The sequence below is a fragment of the Butyrivibrio sp. WCD3002 genome (assembly GCF_000424265.1).
Lineage (GTDB): Bacteria > Bacillota > Clostridia > Lachnospirales > Lachnospiraceae > Butyrivibrio.
Map to the genome: position 1 here is coordinate 314,850 of NZ_AUJO01000001.1, position 16,945 is coordinate 331,794.

A 16,945-nucleotide genomic window follows, 5' to 3' on the forward strand; every position below is an offset into this window, starting at 1 on the left:
GGTAGGTAAGTTATATGGCCAGATTTAATTACAGATTGCAGGGCGTCCTGAACCTAAGGCTACAGCAGGAGGAGATGGCAAAATCCGATTTCTCCGTAGCCAGTAAGGAGCTGAACGATCAGCTGGATATTTTGAATGAGCTGAAAAAGAGGCAACAGGCCTATATTCAGGAGGGCTATGTACTTAGAAGTTCATCTGCCATGGACGTTCAGGCAATAATGGACAATAACTATGCAGAGAAGCAGATGGAGGTAATGATTCTGGACCAGGAGCACGTTATTGAGCGCTACGAGGCCAAATACGAGATGGCCAGAATTAAGCTCACAAGAGCTATTCAGGAGCGCAAAATGCAGGAAAGGCTTAGAGAAAGAGCCTACGAGCAATATGTGGAAGAAGAAAAAGAAGCTGAGTCCAAGGAAATGGATGAGAGAACAAGCTTTACTTATACCAGACGATCCAGAGAGGGTAACTAATGGCTGAAGAAATACTCAATGAAAATCCGATTTTACCACCGCCGGACGGCGATGATAAAGCTGCCAGAAAACAACTGAAGGAAGATCGTAAGGCTCTGAGGAAGGAACTTAAGGAGCAGAAGAAAGCAGCCAAAAAGCGTCAGGAAGAGCTTGCTGAACGAAGAGCAGAGCTAAATGGAGATGACGGCGGCGGAGTTGCGACTCTTGTTGTTACGTTCTTCATTATTCTGATCTGGCTTATTATCATGATAATGCTTATCAAGATGGATGTTGGCGGCTTTGGCTCCAATGTTCTGGCACCTATTATCGGAGATATTCCGGGAATAAACAGGATTCTTCCTGAAGGAAGCTACACAGTACAGGAAGAAAACGCTGATGTTGTGGTTTCGGATGGCGAAAGCGAGGAGCTGGCCAACAGCTTAGAGGAAGCCAATATTTATATAAAACGACTTGAAAATGAGCTCCGTAAGGAAATGGAAGATAATCAGGCACTGCAGGAAGAAAATGAAAAGCTGCAGACTGAGGTTGCAAGACTTGAGCCCTTTGAAGAGGAACAGGCACAGTTCGAAGCAGAGAAGGAAGAGTTTTATAAAAATATAGTTTATGCGGATAATGCTCCGGATCCGGCAGAATTTCAGAAATACTATGAACTTATAGAGCCTGATATTGCTGCCCAGATTTATGCTCAGATTTTACAGAAGCAGTCTGACGATAAGGATCTTGAGCAGTATGTAAAGGCATATTCATCTATGAAGGCTAAGGAAGCAGCAGCCATCTTTGATAAGATGATGGAGGATGATACAGGAGATGCTGTAAGACTTATATCCAAGATTCTTTGGGAGATGAGTGCTGAAAACAGAGGCGCAATTCTTGATAAGATGAAGGAAGAGTATGCCGGAAAAGTTACCGACTATATGGAACCCAAGGCTCACACTGCATCGGTTTCCGGTATTACTACAGGAAATTAAAAATTTTATAATTTTTTAATATAATTCGGCCGTGTGGGTTAAGTTTTTATCCCAGCGGCCGATATATTTTTTGTAGAAGTATGCGCATACTAAAAACAGAGAAAGGAGGAATGCAGTACATGATAAGTAACGCGATTCCTGGTATTGCAAATGTCAATACACTTGTAAGCAATGCACCTGCAAAGGGAATTGCAGTAAGCAGTGATGTCAGAGACTCTTTCCGTAAGGCACTTACTCAGGCAAATTCCGAAAACAAGGCAGTATCTGTAACAGCTTCTCTTAACAAGACGCTGAATCAGACCGTAGCGCTTTCTGACAATCAGACTAAAGCCGAGCTTGCAGATAAAGCAACTGATAAGCTTGATGCAACCACAAAGGCTGCAGAGGCTACAAAGAACGGAAATGATAAGTCCTATGAGATCAAAGAAAAGACCGATATCTCGGAAAGAGGAACAGTAAACAGCACTGCTGAAGGCGGAAATGCAACTGAAGAAGCTCAGGAAACAGGTAATGAAGAAGGCGTCATCGTAATCAGAGAAGCTGCTGATGAAAATGCTGAAACTACAGTAAATAACGATGCACTTAATTCAGCTCTTATCGAAGAAGCTATGCAGCTTTTGCAGAACCTTGCAGATGAGCTTTCACTGGATATCCAGGACATCCAGAATGCAATGGAGACACTTGGCCTTACAAACATTACAGTACTTAATCCGGCTAACATATCACAGCTTATTGGACAGCTTACCGCCGGTGATGATGCAATGGCAGTTGTAACCAATGCAGATATTTATCTGAATGTTCAGAATATGCAGGATGCGGTTTACACAGCAAGGCAGGATCTGATGGAAGAGTTTGACCTGACTGAAGAACAGCTTAGCGCAGCACTTGAAGAGTTTGCAGAAAATCTTCCAAAGGAAGAGGCACAGGCTGAGGCACCGGTTAATACCTTTAACGAGACTCTTGTTGAGGTTGAAATCCAGTCAGGAAATGTGGTTGCACCTCAGGTAAATAAGCTGGAGGTTCAGGAAGAGGAAGGTATAGTAAGAGAAATCTCGGACAACACCTTTGCAGCAGCTCCTGAAGTAGCAGAAGAGGTTATCGAGCTTCCTGAAGATTTTGCAAGAAACAGCGAAGGAAGGGACAAGAGAAATTCCGATGAAAAAGGTCAGAACAGTCACATGTTCAACCACTTCTTCAATCAGATTTCTTCTTCTCTTTCAGAGGTTTCCGAAGCGGCTTCACAGACACAGCAGGCACCCATGGCAGATGCACAGAAGATCATGGATCAGATTACTGAGTTTATCAAGGTCAATGTTAAGGCAGAAACAACATCGATGGAGCTTCAGCTACATCCCGCAAGCCTTGGTACGGTAAATGTAATGATCGAGCAGGCAAAAGACGGAAACATGATAGCTAAGTTCATGACCCAGAACGAAGATGTTAGAGCAGCCATCGAGAGCCAGCTTCAGCAGCTTCAGGAAAAGTTCAATGAACAGGGCATCAAAGTAACTGCAGTTGAAGTTACAGTCAACGCCGGTGGTTTTGATCAGACTCTCAATGACTCACAGAGCCAGAAGGAAGAAGATCAGGAAAATCAGAACATCACCAGAAAGCCTATGAGAAGAATCAGACTTGGCGATATGACTCCGGAAGGTATCGAAGGCTTAGAGCAGGTTGATGAAACTGACAGACTTACCGCAGAGATGATGGCAATTAACGGAAACTCAGTTGATTTCTCCGCTTAAGAGAAACAGGAGGTACAAGGATGAGTGTTAACGCAGTAGTAGAGAATGGTAAAGTTGTTGATACCAATAACTCAAGCAGCAAAAAGGAAAAGACACAAAAATCTAACGGTTATGATAAAGACGCTTTCATGAACATTCTCTGTGCACAGATGAAGTATCAGGATCCTCTTGAGCCTACATCAAATACTGAGTATATCAATCAGTACGCAACATTTACTCAGGTTGAGCAGCTTTCAAATATGGCTGAATCCTTCGCAATGTCCAGAGCCTCCGAGATGGTTGGTAAAACTGTAATAGTTACCGACGAGAACGGAAATAAGGTTCAGGGCAAAGTTGATTATGTAACCTATACCGGCGGAGAAGCTTATCTCAACATCGACGGCAAGGACTACAAGATGGATACCGTAAGCAGCGTAGCAGATTCAAAGTTCGTAGAAGCACATGATCAGGCAGATGATCTTGTTGAAATGATTGAGAAGTTCCCGGATTACAACAATCTCAATTACACACATGCTAACGACATCTACACGGCATACAACTTCTATCAGAACATGTCCAGTGAAGCAATTGCACTTGTAGACAAGAAGTACATCACAGAGCTCGAGAAATATAAGACAAGAGCTGATGAGCTTGTAACAGAAGCTGTAAACAATGAGACAGAGTACGAGAAGCAGCAGGCTGAAAAGGCCTCAAAAGCAGAAAACACAGATACCCAGTCAGGCACAGGATCAGAAGCAGAGACCACCACTTAATAAATAATAAAAATTTGTGAAAAGTGGTTATGTTTTTGATTATTTGACCGAAATATATATCGGTACAGTAAATGAACTTTGTGTTTTATTTTGAGAAAGGAGAAAGCCGTAAATGATACATAACAACAGCGGATTCCTTTCCATAGAGCAGGTTCAGAGTCAGTATCCCATTAACAAAACAGAAAAAGGCAGAGGAACAGTCGGCGTACAGAATTCAGACTTTGGTAAAATCCTCAGCCAGATCGAAAATTCAAGGGACGGTGTTAAGTTTTCAAAGCACGCATCAAACAGACTTAGCGACAGAAACATCGAACTTACTACTGATCAGATGAACCGCCTGAATAACGCAAGAAATCAGGCAAGTGCGAAAGGAATAAATGATTCGCTTATCCTGGTTGATCAGCTGGCCTTCATCGTAAATGTACCAAGCAGCACAGTTGTTACAGCAATGGACAGTCAGGAAACTGGCAGTAACGTATTTACCAATATAGACGGAGCGGTAATCGCATAACCTTAGGAGACAAAAGGATACGAGAAAAAACGACCGGACCGAGGGTGTAGGGCAGTACATCCGTAAGCTCACAGGAAAGTGAGTATCTAAGGAGGTCATCGAATTCCCGACTGACAGAAGGAATTCAAATTCAAATCTCAAATCCCAAAGTGTCAACTTAATATGTGACCCGTCCCTCTGACTTCATGTCAAATCAGGAGGACATGCCTTATGATGAGATCACTTTTTTCTGGTGTTGCAGGACTTAAGACCCACCAGGTCAAAATGGATGTTATCGGTAATAACATCGCCAATGTCAATACAACATCCTTCAAGTCACAGTCAATCACCTTCAGTGATCTGATGTATCAGACCACACAGCGTGCATCCCGTGCAACCGAGACAACCGGTGGTATAAATGCTAGACAGATAGGTCTTGGTGCAAAGTCCGGTGCCATCGCAACGGCTATTACTCAGCAGGGCGCAACAGAGACAACAAATAATCCTTTTGATATGCGAATTACCGGCGATGCCTTCTATATTGTTAATGATGGAAACCAGACCATGTATACAAGAGATGGTTCCTTCTACATTGACGGTGCAGGTAACCTGGCAATGCAGTCAACCGGATATTTTGTATACGGATGGACAGCTGTAGAAGATGAGACAACAGGTGAAATCTCAGTCAACACAAACGGTGGTGTAGGCAAGCTTCAGCTTATGAGTGCTGAGAACATGACCTATCCTCCGGAAGGAACAACAGAAGCTGTTGTAAGCGGAAACATCGATGCACATGATACAAACATTACAAGCGATTCCGGAAAAACAGTTACTCTTGAGTTCTACGATAACCTGGGATATCTTTACACAGCAAAATTCGCAGTTCGAGATGTAAATGATCTTGAGCATACATATACAATGACCCTCGAGGATATCCTCGATTCCAAGGGAAATACAATCGGCGCTGAAAAGCTCAGCTATGTTACATTCACAGATGGTGACAACGAAGAAGCTAACTACGGTGTACGTAATTCCTGGACAAAGACAGTTACAACAATTAACTACACCGCAACAGTCGGAGCAAAGAACGTAACCTTCAGAAATCCTTCAGGTTCAACCGCATACAGCGGAATTCCTGCATCAGGATCAATCTCAAGTCTCGTTGAAAAGGCTCCCACACTCCTTAGAAACGTATATAACCTTACAGTTGGTCTTAGCGGAGACAACACAGTAGCAAGCACCGATTACTACACAATAAATGAAAACGGTTCCATCAGTGTATTCCCTGTAGATCCTTCCGATAAGGATCCTGTAAATCTGGGACAGTTCTTCAAGAATGCATCCACAGATACAACAATTACCTATGGAACATACTCAAATTCAAGCTATGCGACCGTTCCGAGAAGCGTTGAGGTTAAGTCAGCAGATCAGCTCAGCGACAAGCAGATGGAAGTTCTGAACACAATGTTTGGTCTTGATATTTCCACCCTTGATTTCTCAGATGACAAGACATACACATATCAGATTTCCAGTGACGGTGTATCAAGTCTTACACTTACAACTAACTCATATTCAGATGAAACCGTAGCTATTAAGGCTCCTTATGATATGGTTAGCAGCACAGGAACAACCATTACCTTTAATGATACAAACAGTGGATCAGATATTACGGTAGATCTTGCAACAACGACATTCTCAACAGGACTTCCTACAGAAATCCTTAAAGTTTACGGACTTAAGAGCTCTGATTATAAGAGTCAGGTAAGTGATACATCTTACAAGACCTTTGCTTACAGTATTGATGCTACTACCGGTGCTCTTACAGTTACAACAAAGCTTACAACAAATAACCAGTCAGTAGCCAACGGAAACATAGGAACTCCTACACCCGGAACAGAAGCTAATACAATCAACTTTGGCTCATTGACAGATGTTCCTGTAAGCGGAGAAATCAAGCAGAGTCAAACAGATCTGTTAGCTGCATTAGGAGTGGATCAGGCATTACTGCCTGCACAGAACACAACTGGTGATGAGGCTTATACCTACAATTACACGATAAATGCTTCTACCGGTGATTTCATTATTACAAAACAGACAGTAAAGACTACAGAATCATCTTCTTCCAGCGGATACAGCAAGACAAGCTATACTTTCAAAGCAGATACAACAAACAATAAGGCTATCTTTAATGACAGAAGTGATGATTACACCTATCCCCTTGAGGGAACACTTTATGCAAATGATGCTACATCATTAGATCTTCTTAGATGCTATGGAATGACAGCAACAGATATTCCGGCCTCAGAAGGAAATGCATCATATTCATACAAATACTCTATCAACAAAGATACCGGTGAGATGACAATCACCAAGACAACAATGACAAAGTCTGAAGAGGGTGCGTATGTAAATGATAAAGAATACGCTGTTTACTTAAATACAGGCTCCAACATAGTATACAGAAATCATAAGTCAGAAGTAGACACAGCAGTGCCGCTCTCCGGAACAGTAGCAAGCCTTACAAACAGCCAGAGAAACGTTCTTTCATCAGTTTATGGTTATACACCGGCAGGTGATGATGTAACTTACTCCATCAGCGACGATGGATCTAAGCTTACAATTGGAACAATGAATACAGCAGGCGTTGTTAACTACCAGATCACTTCAACAACAAAAGAAACACAGCTTACCTTCGAAGTAGAAGTAGATGAGACAACAGCAACCTTTAAAAACGCCAGTGAAGAAGGTAAGACCGTATACGATGCAGTACCCAGAACGGGCTATGTATCAGAAATCAACGACGCATCAGCTACATCAGATTTCTTCGCAGATGTTTACAACTACACACCTGATGCAACAGCTGAAAACTACGAGACACTTACATATCACATTCTTGATGACGGAAGTCTTCAGATCGTAAACAACAGTATTACTCTTAAGTACAATGCAAAGACCGGTGATATCGTTCAGCCCGAAGGAAAGATCACACTTAACTTCCAGCAGGATGCAGTTATCGACGGACAGCCCAAGATGGCAGGCTTCACAGATGTAAACATGGACTTCTCATCAACAACTAACTACAACACCATGGCAACATCTACAATCGGCGCTGTAAAGGGTGACCTTGCAAGTCTTAAGACAGGTAGAGCAGTTGGTACCATGAACGGTATGACTGTAAGTAAGGATGGAACAATCTACGCAACATATTCAAATGGCCAGACAAAGCTTCTTGGACAGATAGCAACAGCAGAATTCGCTAATGCATCCGGTCTTGAAAAGCAGGGCGATAACCTTTACTGCCAGACACTTAACTCCGGTGAAGCAAAGGTTCAGGATGTAACCTCTGACGGTGGCTACATCACAACCGGTGTTCTGGAAATGAGTAACGTAGACCTTTCAAGTGAATTCACAAGCATGATCACAACTCAGCGTGGATTCCAGGCAAACAGCCGAATCATCACAGTATCAGATACACTTCTCGAGGAGCTTACAAACCTTAAGAGATAATCAGAAATCTTCTGATTAAGCAATAAACAATTAGAATAGGTCAGGGCAAGAAAGTCCTGGCCTATTTTGATATCTACCGAAAAATAAATTTTACGAAGGAAGTGATAGCAGATATGGGAGTCTGAAAATAAATTTCAAAATATACGTATTATTCTGAAATAAAAATACAAAAACGGCATTTTAAATTCAAATATCTTTCAAAAGAATATAAACTGCTCATAAACTATTTGAAAAGAAAAATTAAAAATAGTCCTGTCACAAAACATGGGACAAAAAATGCTATAAAAACTTTAAATAAATTACGAGATGTTGTATAATCCAATTATAAGTATGCACAATATATGGAATGAAAAAATATTTCAAAAATTCAATTAAATTCTGAAATAAAAATACAAGCACCATGTTTTTGCGGAATTTCATGCATACAAAAGCTAAAAAAGCGTGATAAAATGAAACTATCTTATTTGATTATGTAATTTTGTTTCAATTTCGGAGACTTGAAATGATTGAGATTACTAAAATGGATGGCCGGGCAATACTTGTTAATGAGGCTCTTATAGAAACGGTTGAAGCTAATCCCGATACCGTGATCATTATGGCTAACGGTCGAAAGCTTATTGTTCAGGAGACGATTTCCGAAATAATGAAGAAATGTAATGAGCGAAGTGATATATGAAGAAATGTAGCACAGAGCTGATCATCCGATATTTTGCTATAACTTTTATGAAGGGGGAAAACTAAGTGGATATAGGATCATTACTTGGTATAGGTCTTTGTTTTATTTTCATGATATTAAGTATCGTGTTTTCAGCAGGTATCACTGGTGTTAAATACTTTCTGGATGCGCCGTCAGCCATGATCACCTTCGGCGGAGCGTTCATGGCGGTTTTGGCTTCACGAAGCCTCCCCAGCTTCATCAGTGGACTTAAGTCCTACACACTTATTTTTAAAATGCCCGCTGATGACACCAAGACAGTTATTAAGCAGATTATTGATCTTTCAAATACCGCAAGAAAAGAAGGATTGCTGGCTCTTGAAGAAGCTGCCAGCAATATTGAAGATGCCTTTATGAAAAAGGGCGTTATGCTTATTGTCGATGGTACTGAGCCTGAGCTTGTTAAGGGAATCCTTGAAGCTGAAATTGACGCTATGTCAGAGAGACATAAGGAGAACTATTCCTTCTTTGGAGATGTTGCAGGTATGGGACCTTCCTGGGGAATGATCGGAACTCTGCTTGGACTGGTTCTGATGCTTCAGAACATGTCGGATCCGTCATCAATCGGACCGTCCATGGCGGTTGCTCTCATCACAACATTCTACGGTTCAGTTCTTGCGAACTGGTTCTGTTTCCCCGCTGAGAATAAGCTTAAAGCAAGAGATAATGCAGAATATACTATGAAAAGTATTATCATAGAGGGACTTTTATCTATTCAGGCAGGCGAGAACCCTCGTGTAACTGAAGAGAAGCTTAAGTCATTCCTGTCACCTGCAAACAGAGCAGCTTATGAAGCAGAGAATGGCACAGGCGATGGAGGCGGAGAGTAATGGCTAAAAAACCGGAAGAAATAAAGCCCGGCTTGCCGGCCTGGCAGGGTACATTCGGTGATCTGATGAACCTACTCCTTTGTTTCTTCGTGTTGCTTTTCTCAATGGCTAACATGGATGCCGCCAAATTTGAAGAAGTTGCTGCATCATTCAGTTCGGCATTTGGTATTTTCAATGGCGGTGAAGCTGCTTTGGGACAGGGAGCACTTGTCGGAGATGGTATTTCACAGTTGAACCAACTTTCCAATTACATAATTTCAATGGGTATTTCCCAATCCGGTTCTCAGCAGGAGGATGTCACCGATACAACCGGTGAGAATTCCAGTGAGAACGGAGGCGCCGGTGTTAATGATAATGGTGATTCAACAGGCATAAATCCCGGAGCCGGCGGTAATGAATCCGATGAAGACAGTGAGATCAAGGGTTCCGGAAATGAAGGTGATACCGAAGGACAGGGCTCTGAAAGTGAGGAAGCTCAGTCTACACCTACTGCAGAAGAAGCCAAAGAGGAACTTGAGCATGAACAGCTTAAGGCATCAGAGCAGCTTGCAGCACAGGTTTCCGAATCACTTGATGCAATGGATGTTTCAGATAAGATAGATGTTAACTTCACAAGCCAATACGTCCAGTTGACACTGCAGGGTGCAATCCTGTTTGATTCCGGAGAAGCAACACTTAAGGAAGGTGCTGATTCAATCCTTAATAAGGTTGGCGCAATACTTGAGAGATATGCCGGAGGAACCATTGAGATAGAGGGACATACAGATAACGTTCCTATGCACAGAGCAGGAAAGTATAGCAATAACGATGAGCTGAGTGATGGACGTGCCCTTTCGGTATTTTATTATCTTGTTGAAAATACCACCCTGGATCCCGCTAATCTTAAGCATTCAGGAAGAGGTGAATATGAGCCTGTGGCAGATAATTCCACACCTGAAGGCCGATCCAAGAACAGACGAGTAGAAATTCGTATTTATAATCCTTTAAGTCCTATGTATTAAGGATTACTAATCATAAAAATGTGAGGGAGAAAAACATGAAAAAGAATCTGCTTTCAATTATTATCCTGGCACTTCTTTTGGTGAATACTGTTATGACAGGCTTCATGATGCTGACAGTACTTACTACCAATAACCAGGCGGTAAAGCTCATCGGCGACATAGCTGCTGCTCTGCAGATAGAGGCTAACGGCGGTGAAAATGGTCAGGGATTTTCAGGATCTGCTACGGGAAATGTTGATATAGCGAATGTTAGTAACTATACGATAGCAGATATGACTATCACCCTTAAGGACAGCGGTGATGGCAAAACACATTACATGCTTGCTACAGTGGTTCTTTCCATGGATACATCCAATCCGGATTATGAGATCTATGGAAATGCAGAGAAGTTTCCTACTTATGAGGATATGATAAAGTCTAAGATTACGGAGGTTATAGGCTCCTATACACTTGATGAGATCAGACAGTACGAGGATGAAGCCAAGGCTACACTTCTTGAGAAGATTCAGGAAATCTTTGGATCAGGCTTCATATATGATGTAAGCTTCAGTAGCAAGGTTTATCAGTAATTATTGGGGAGTATGAAAAGAGTTTATGGTTGTTTTTATGGAATTGAGGTGGTCTGCGCTTGAGTGAAGTATTATCACAAAATGAGATAGATAACCTACTGGCGGCGCTTAATACGGGTGAACTCGACGTAGATCAGATGTCGGCTACCGACGAGAAAAAGGTTAAGGACTATGACTTTAAACGTCCGGCCAAGTTCTCAAAGGAGCATCTGAGAACCCTGGAGATGATCTATGAGCACTATGGAAGATTGTTGTCAACAACGCTTCCTTTGTATCTTAGAAAAAATGTTCAGGTTTCGGTAGCGAACTCAGAAACGGTTACCTATTCGGAATTTAGTAATGCACTTAGTAATCCCGTAATTTTGGGAATTATAAATTTCCTGCCATTGCAGGGAACCATAATAATGGAGCTTCAGGCCAATATCGGTTTTTCCTTTATAGACAGAATGCTTGGAGGAGAGGGAGCAGGTATTGATAAACCAAGACCCTTCACCGATATTGAGATGCCTCTCATCGAGAAGCTGATTACGATTTGTATGCAGCTTATGGTTGAGCCCTGGGAGAATGTTATTGCGATAAATCCTATCATGGAGAGGATTGAGACCAATCCGCAGTTCGCGCAGGTTATTTCTCCTACCGACATGATCGCGATTGTGACGCTCAACATGAAGATAGGTGATACGGAAGGTCTGATGAATATATGTCTTCCATATTTCACCCTGGAGAGCATCATGGATAAGCTCAATACCAAGTTCTGGTTTTCAACAATGCAGAAGCATGATGATGACACCTACGGCGATCATCTTGAATCACTTGTCAGACATGTGGATGTGCCTGTTAAAGCGGTACTTGGAAAATGTAACGTTTCGGTAAGTGATTTTGTATCACTTCAAAGAGGCGACATTATCAGACTTGATAATCAGGTAAATAGCGAACTACAGGTATATGTAGGGGATATTTATAAATTTACGGCTTTGCCGGGAACTACGAAAGATAAGTATGCCGTCAGAATTACGTCGGTAGTAAGAGAGGAGGAAGAGTAGTAGCATGGATGGAATGCTTTCACAAGACGAAATTAATGCCCTGCTCGCCGGTATGGATACATCGGGTGGTGGAGATGCAGGAGGCGGTGATGCCCCGGCAGATGCGTCCGCAGACGCCCCTGCTGATGCAGGAGGTGCTCCTTCAGGTAGCTCTGGTTTCCAGGCCGCTGAAATCGACGAGAGCCTTTTGACGGATGATGAAAAGGATGCGATCGGTGAGGTTGCCAATATCAGTATGGGATCCTCAGCTACGACGCTTTATTCCCTTGTAAATCAGAAGGTTAACATCACAACCCCTCAGGTTGAGCTTGCTAACTGGAATACAGTGCTTGATAATTATGAAAAGCCCTGTGTTTTCATTCAGATTAAGTACACCGTAGGTCTTGAAGGAACTAATATCCTCATACTTAAAGAGCATGATGTTATGGTTATCACAGACCTTATGATGGGTGGTGACGGAACCAATACTGATGGTGAGGTTGGAGAACTTCAGTTATCAGCTATTTCGGAAGCCATGAACCAGATGATGGGTGCGGCTGCAACATCACTTTCTACCATGACAGGTCAGAAGGTTGATATCAGTCCCCCGGTGGCTACGCTTCTTGATATGATTGATGATGATCCCAGTGAAATATCTGATTTCCTTACAGGTACTTTCTGTAGAGTTACATTCAAGCTACAGATCGGTGATCTTGTTGATTCAACACTGATGCAGCTGTACCCTGTTGACTTTGCTAAGAGTCTTAAGGATACTGTCAGTGCTGATGGAGGAGATCAGTCAGAAGCTCCTGCAGAAGCAGCACCTGCACCTGCTCCGGCACCTGCAGCACCTGCTCCCGATATGGGAATGCCTGCTCAGGATATGTCTCAAATGGGTATGCCACAAATGGGTATGCCGCAGATGGGAATGCCGCAGATGGGCATGCCTCAAATGGGTATGCAGATGATGCCGCAGATGATGATGCCGCAGATGATGCCGGGCATGAACGTTCAGCCTGCACAGTTCCAGAGCTTTGCCGGCGGAAATCCGGCTATGGCTGCGGGAGAGAATATTGGACTTATAAAAGATGTTCCTTTGGAAGTAACTGTTGAGCTCGGAAGAACTGCAAAGGCGATTTCGGATATTCTTGACTTTGCACCGGGTACTATCATAGAGCTTGAGAAGGTTGCCGGTGAACCCGTTGACGTTCTTGTAAACGGTAAATTCGTTGCAAAGGGAGAAGTAGTAGTAATTGAGGAGAGCTTCGGCGTCCGCGTAACTGAAATAGTACAATAATGTAAGAAGGCAAAATAAATGTCAGTAGCATCTATTTCGCAACTTGTCACTGTTATCATTATTTTTATTCTGGTACTTGGTGCTACATATTATGTAACAATGTGGATCGCCAGATACCAGAAAAATACTGTGGCCGGCGGAAATATTGAGATTCTTGAGACCCAGAGATTATCGAATACTAAATATATTCAGATAATCCGTGTGGCTTCGAAATATCTTGTTATTTCTGTCAGCAAGGACAGTGTGACGTTGCTCACGGAATTAACGCAAGATGAGTACAAACCGCCGGAATTTGCTAAAGCTGAAATTCCTGATTTCAGCAAAGAACTTAGCAAGATGATGGACAGGTTTAAGAAGAAGTAAGGTATGAAGAGTTTTAGGGGAGTAAAGAAGAGAGAATCATGGCTTAGGAGAGGCGTTCTGTGTTTATGCCTTTCTTTTGTTATGATTTTTTTTGGTTATGGAATTACCCCCATAACCGCACAGGCATCCACCTCTTATGTGGATGATACGCACACAACTGACCCCACGAGGGACAGAGAAACGCATTTGACAGGCACTGACAGTGAAAGGACCAATATCCATGAGGCCGGCGAATCAAAGGATGCTGACGACCTTAAGGAGCTGAATATTGCAAATACTGTTACAGTGACCTATGACAATGGAAACGGAACCATCAACGGAGCACTGAGAATACTTATTACTCTGACACTTATCGCACTGGCTCCGTTCCTTTTGATAATGATGACCTGCTTTACCAGGATCATCATTGTTTTGCATTTTACAAGGTCGGCCATCGCAACACAGACTGCGCCTCCAAACCAGGTGCTTATGGGACTTGCACTTTTCCTTACATTTTTCATAATGCAGCCTACTTTGCAGGAGGTTTACGACACTGCAATTCAGCCCTTTGAAAGAGGTGAGATAGAGCAGCAGGAGCTTTTTGACCTTGGAATGAAGCCTATAAGAGAGTTCATGTATGGTCAGACCCAGACTAAGGATGTTCGCCTTTTTATGGAAATCGATCAGATGGAGTGGGATGGTCAGCTTGAGACTATTCCTAATGCAGTACTTATTCCAAGCTTTCTTATAAGCGAGCTGAGAACAGCATTTATTATAGGATTTTTGATATTTATACCGTTTATCGTCATAGACATGGTAGTATCGTCGGTACTTATGAGTATGGGTATGATGATGCTGCCGCCTACGACTATTTCCATGCCCTTCAAGATTTTGCTTTTCGTTCTTGCTGATGGATGGAATCTGATAATCGGTAGTCTTGTTAAAACGTTCTACTAGAAAGGAGGAGGATTATGACAGTTGATGACGTCACTGCGATAATGGGTAACGGCCTTTTTATGGTAATTAAGATTGCTGTTCCTGTATTGCTTGTATCTTTGATTGTGGGACTTGCTGTATCTATTTTTCAGACGGTTACTTCAATCCAGGATCAGACCTTAACCTTCGTTCCTAAGATAATCCTTACCTTTCTGGCATTGATGGTTTTAGGAAACTGGATGCTTACAGAGCTTTCAAACTATGTTGTAAAGATATGGTCTGATTTTAGTTTGTATATACATTAGGTGTGGGGTAAGAGGATTTGATTGATTACAGCTTCACCTTTGGTGATCTAGAAATATTTTTGCTTATTCTTGTAAGGGTGACTATGTTTGTTTATGTGGCACCCTTTTTCAGTATGAGCAATACACCCCAGTGGGTAAGAATATGCTTTTCCATGTTTTTATCCATTCTTTTGTATGGCACAGCACCGGTTCAGACACTGGATTACGACACGATACTTGGCTTTACTGTAATTGTTGCAAAGGAATTTTTCACAGGATTGCTGATAGGTTATGCGGCTCAGATATGCACAATGATATCGAGCCTTGCAGGTCAGGTAGTGGATATGCAGGTGGGCTTGTCGATGGTTCAGGTAATGTCACCGGGATCAAGAGAGCAGGTTTCGGTATCCGCAGGTATCTATCAGTATGCTTTTATGGGAATGATGCTTGTGAGCGGCCTTTACAGATATCTTGTATCTGCATTGGCGGATTCCTTCATTCTTATTCCTGTTAACGGAGCCGTATTCCATTCTGATAAGCTGCTGGATTCAATGCTGACTTTTTTTGGGGCATATATGGTAATCGGCTTTAGAATATGTCTGCCGATTTTTATTGTTACATTTGTAATTAACGTTATTCTTGGCGTACTGGCAAGAGTAGCTCCCCAGATGAACATGTTTGCTGTTGGTATGCAACTTAAGCTCATTCTTGGACTTACTCTTATGTATATTACAAGTACACTTTTATATAACGCGTCGGACTTTATTTTTCAAAATATGAAAGTCCTGATGAGGGCATTTATTGATGATCTTATGTGAAGAAGCCGGAAAAATGAATATGGAATTGCTTCTTTCTTATGATCTGCAGTTCTTTGCAGACGGCCCCGGTGGTGAGAAGACAGAAGAGCCTACAGCAAAAAAACTGCAGGATGCAAGAGATGAGGGACAGGTTGCCAATAGCCGTGAGGTTGGAAATGCAGCCGGACTTCTTGCGCTTTTTTTGCTGCTTAGATTGCTGTATGGATATATGGCTGAGAGCTTTACCGGTATGTTCAACTATGTATACGGACAGATTCCGGAATTCACCACAATGTATGACGGACTGTTGCCCTTACAGAATATTAAGACGGTTATGAACCAGGCGCTGGTTCGAATATTTATGCTGGCCTTCCCGTTTTTTGCAGCCGCTATACTGATTGGGCTTATTGCAAATATAGCCCAGGTTGGATGGAAGATAACCACAAAGCCTCTTCAGCCAAAGCTCAGTAAGCTTAATCCTATCAGCGGCTTTAAGAAGATTTTCTCAACAAGATCTCTTTTCGAATTATTCAAGGCTATAGGAAAAATAATCATTATCAGCTTTGTGGTTTACAACTATTTTACAGGTGTTACGGCTTCACTTTTTACGCTTTATGATATGCCTTTGTCGCAGGCCATTGGACTTATGGGACAGACTGTCATTGATATTGGCATTAGAGTAGCTGCTGTCTACATCATAATCGCTGCTGCGGATGTGGTTTTCCAGAGAAGAAAATTCCGCAAGGATATGATGATGACCAAGCAGGAAGTTAAGGATGAATACAAGAACACTGAAGGAGATCCTCAGATCAAAGGTCAGCAGAGAAGAAGAATGCAGCAGGCTTCCCAGCGCCGTATGATGCAGGAGCTCCCCAAGGCAGATGTAGTCATCACGAACCCTACTCACTACGCTGTAGCTATTTCCTATGATGCCGATCTGTATGAGGCACCCAGGGTTATAGCAAAGGGTGAGGATTATCTGGCACAGAAAATTAAGGAAGTTGCTAAGGAAAACGGTATCGAAATCGTTGAAAATAAACCGCTTGCGCGAATGCTTTATGCTAACGTTGACATCGGTGAATTTGTTCCGCCTGAGCTCTATCAGGCCGTTGCCGAGGTACTTGCCTTTGTATATCACCTTCAGGGGAAGGTATAAGGTGGCTGCAGTTTTTTGCCCTTGCAGCTGCCTTATTTTTTATTATCTATGTTATTGATAC

At 42.4% G+C, this 16,945-nt stretch carries 17 protein-coding genes; all 17 read left to right on the forward strand.

Features of this window, described 5'->3' with window-relative positions; translation table 11 throughout:
* Nucleotides 1-14 precede the first annotated feature (14 nt).
* The 17 genes from fliJ to flhB all read left to right on the forward strand — a co-directional run bounded on the left by fliJ (nt 15) and on the right by flhB (nt 16,884).
* Nucleotides 15-473, forward strand: coding sequence for a flagellar export protein FliJ (gene fliJ, locus G608_RS0101265; RefSeq protein ID WP_026494476.1), 459 nt, complete (start codon nt 15-17; stop codon nt 471-473).
* Entirely contained in the window at nt 473-1,441 is a 969-nt protein-coding gene (locus tag G608_RS19485) for a hypothetical protein (protein WP_051208691.1), read from the forward strand. Before fliJ ends, G608_RS19485 begins: the two co-directional genes overlap by 1 nt.
* A 119-nt stretch (nt 1,442-1,560) precedes the next feature.
* Nucleotides 1,561-3,186, forward strand: coding sequence for a flagellar hook-length control protein FliK (locus G608_RS0101275; protein ID WP_026494477.1), 1,626 nt, complete (start codon nt 1,561-1,563; stop codon nt 3,184-3,186).
* A 20-nt stretch (nt 3,187-3,206) separates the two neighbouring features.
* The gene (locus tag G608_RS22080) at nt 3,207-3,938 is read left to right on the forward strand and encodes a flagellar hook capping FlgD N-terminal domain-containing protein (protein ID WP_051208693.1); all 732 of its coding nucleotides are present in this window, start codon (nt 3,207-3,209) and stop codon (nt 3,936-3,938) included.
* A gap of 112 nt (nt 3,939-4,050) precedes the next feature.
* Complete coding sequence (locus tag G608_RS0101285) at nt 4,051-4,449, forward strand: TIGR02530 family flagellar biosynthesis protein (RefSeq protein WP_026494478.1); 399 nt, start codon at nt 4,051-4,053, stop codon at nt 4,447-4,449.
* Nucleotides 4,450-4,659: 210 nt separating this feature from the next.
* Nucleotides 4,660-7,935, forward strand: a complete 3,276-nt coding sequence (locus tag G608_RS24235) for a flagellar hook-basal body complex protein (protein ID WP_051208695.1) — start codon at nt 4,660-4,662, stop codon at nt 7,933-7,935.
* 502 nt (nt 7,936-8,437) lie between these two features.
* Nucleotides 8,438-8,611: a flagellar FlbD family protein gene (locus G608_RS22740; RefSeq protein WP_081677245.1), complete on the forward strand. Its 174-nt coding sequence runs from the start codon at nt 8,438-8,440 to the stop codon at nt 8,609-8,611.
* Between the two features lie 65 nt (nt 8,612-8,676).
* Nucleotides 8,677-9,480 (forward strand): motility protein A, encoded by an 804-nt coding sequence (locus G608_RS0101300; RefSeq protein ID WP_026494479.1) that lies wholly within the window; start codon nt 8,677-8,679, stop codon nt 9,478-9,480.
* Nucleotides 9,480-10,481, forward strand: a complete 1,002-nt coding sequence (locus G608_RS0101305) for an OmpA/MotB family protein (RefSeq protein WP_026494480.1) — start codon at nt 9,480-9,482, stop codon at nt 10,479-10,481. Before G608_RS0101300 ends, G608_RS0101305 begins: the two co-directional genes overlap by 1 nt.
* 35 nt (nt 10,482-10,516) lie before the next feature.
* Complete coding sequence (locus G608_RS0101310; protein ID WP_026494481.1) at nt 10,517-11,050, forward strand: flagellar basal body-associated FliL family protein; 534 nt, start codon at nt 10,517-10,519, stop codon at nt 11,048-11,050.
* 59 nt (nt 11,051-11,109) lie between these two features.
* Nucleotides 11,110-12,093: a flagellar motor switch protein FliM gene (gene fliM / locus G608_RS0101315; protein ID WP_026494482.1), complete on the forward strand. Its 984-nt coding sequence runs from the start codon at nt 11,110-11,112 to the stop codon at nt 12,091-12,093.
* 4 nt (nt 12,094-12,097) lie between these two features.
* Nucleotides 12,098-13,369 (forward strand): flagellar motor switch phosphatase FliY, encoded by a 1,272-nt coding sequence (gene fliY, locus G608_RS0101320; RefSeq protein ID WP_026494483.1) that lies wholly within the window; start codon nt 12,098-12,100, stop codon nt 13,367-13,369.
* 18 nt (nt 13,370-13,387) lie between these two features.
* Nucleotides 13,388-13,732: a flagellar biosynthetic protein FliO gene (locus G608_RS0101325; protein ID WP_026494484.1), complete on the forward strand. Its 345-nt coding sequence runs from the start codon at nt 13,388-13,390 to the stop codon at nt 13,730-13,732.
* Nucleotides 13,733-13,735: 3 nt separating this feature from the next.
* The gene (gene fliP / locus G608_RS0101330; RefSeq protein WP_026494485.1) at nt 13,736-14,668 is read left to right on the forward strand and encodes a flagellar type III secretion system pore protein FliP; all 933 of its coding nucleotides are present in this window, start codon (nt 13,736-13,738) and stop codon (nt 14,666-14,668) included.
* Nucleotides 14,669-14,682: 14 nt separating this feature from the next.
* Entirely contained in the window at nt 14,683-14,952 is a 270-nt protein-coding gene (gene fliQ / locus G608_RS0101335; protein WP_026494486.1) for a flagellar biosynthesis protein FliQ, read from the forward strand.
* A gap of 17 nt (nt 14,953-14,969) precedes the next feature.
* Nucleotides 14,970-15,749 carry a flagellar biosynthetic protein FliR gene (locus G608_RS0101340; protein WP_026494487.1) on the forward strand — a complete coding sequence of 260 codons (780 nt, stop codon included), beginning with the start codon at nt 14,970-14,972 and terminating at the stop codon, nt 15,747-15,749.
* On the forward strand, nt 15,736-16,884 hold the full coding sequence (flhB, locus tag G608_RS0101345; protein ID WP_035794275.1) for a flagellar biosynthesis protein FlhB: 1,149 nt from the start codon (nt 15,736-15,738) through the stop codon (nt 16,882-16,884). Before G608_RS0101340 ends, flhB begins: the two co-directional genes overlap by 14 nt.
* Nucleotides 16,885-16,945: the final 61 nt, after the last annotated feature.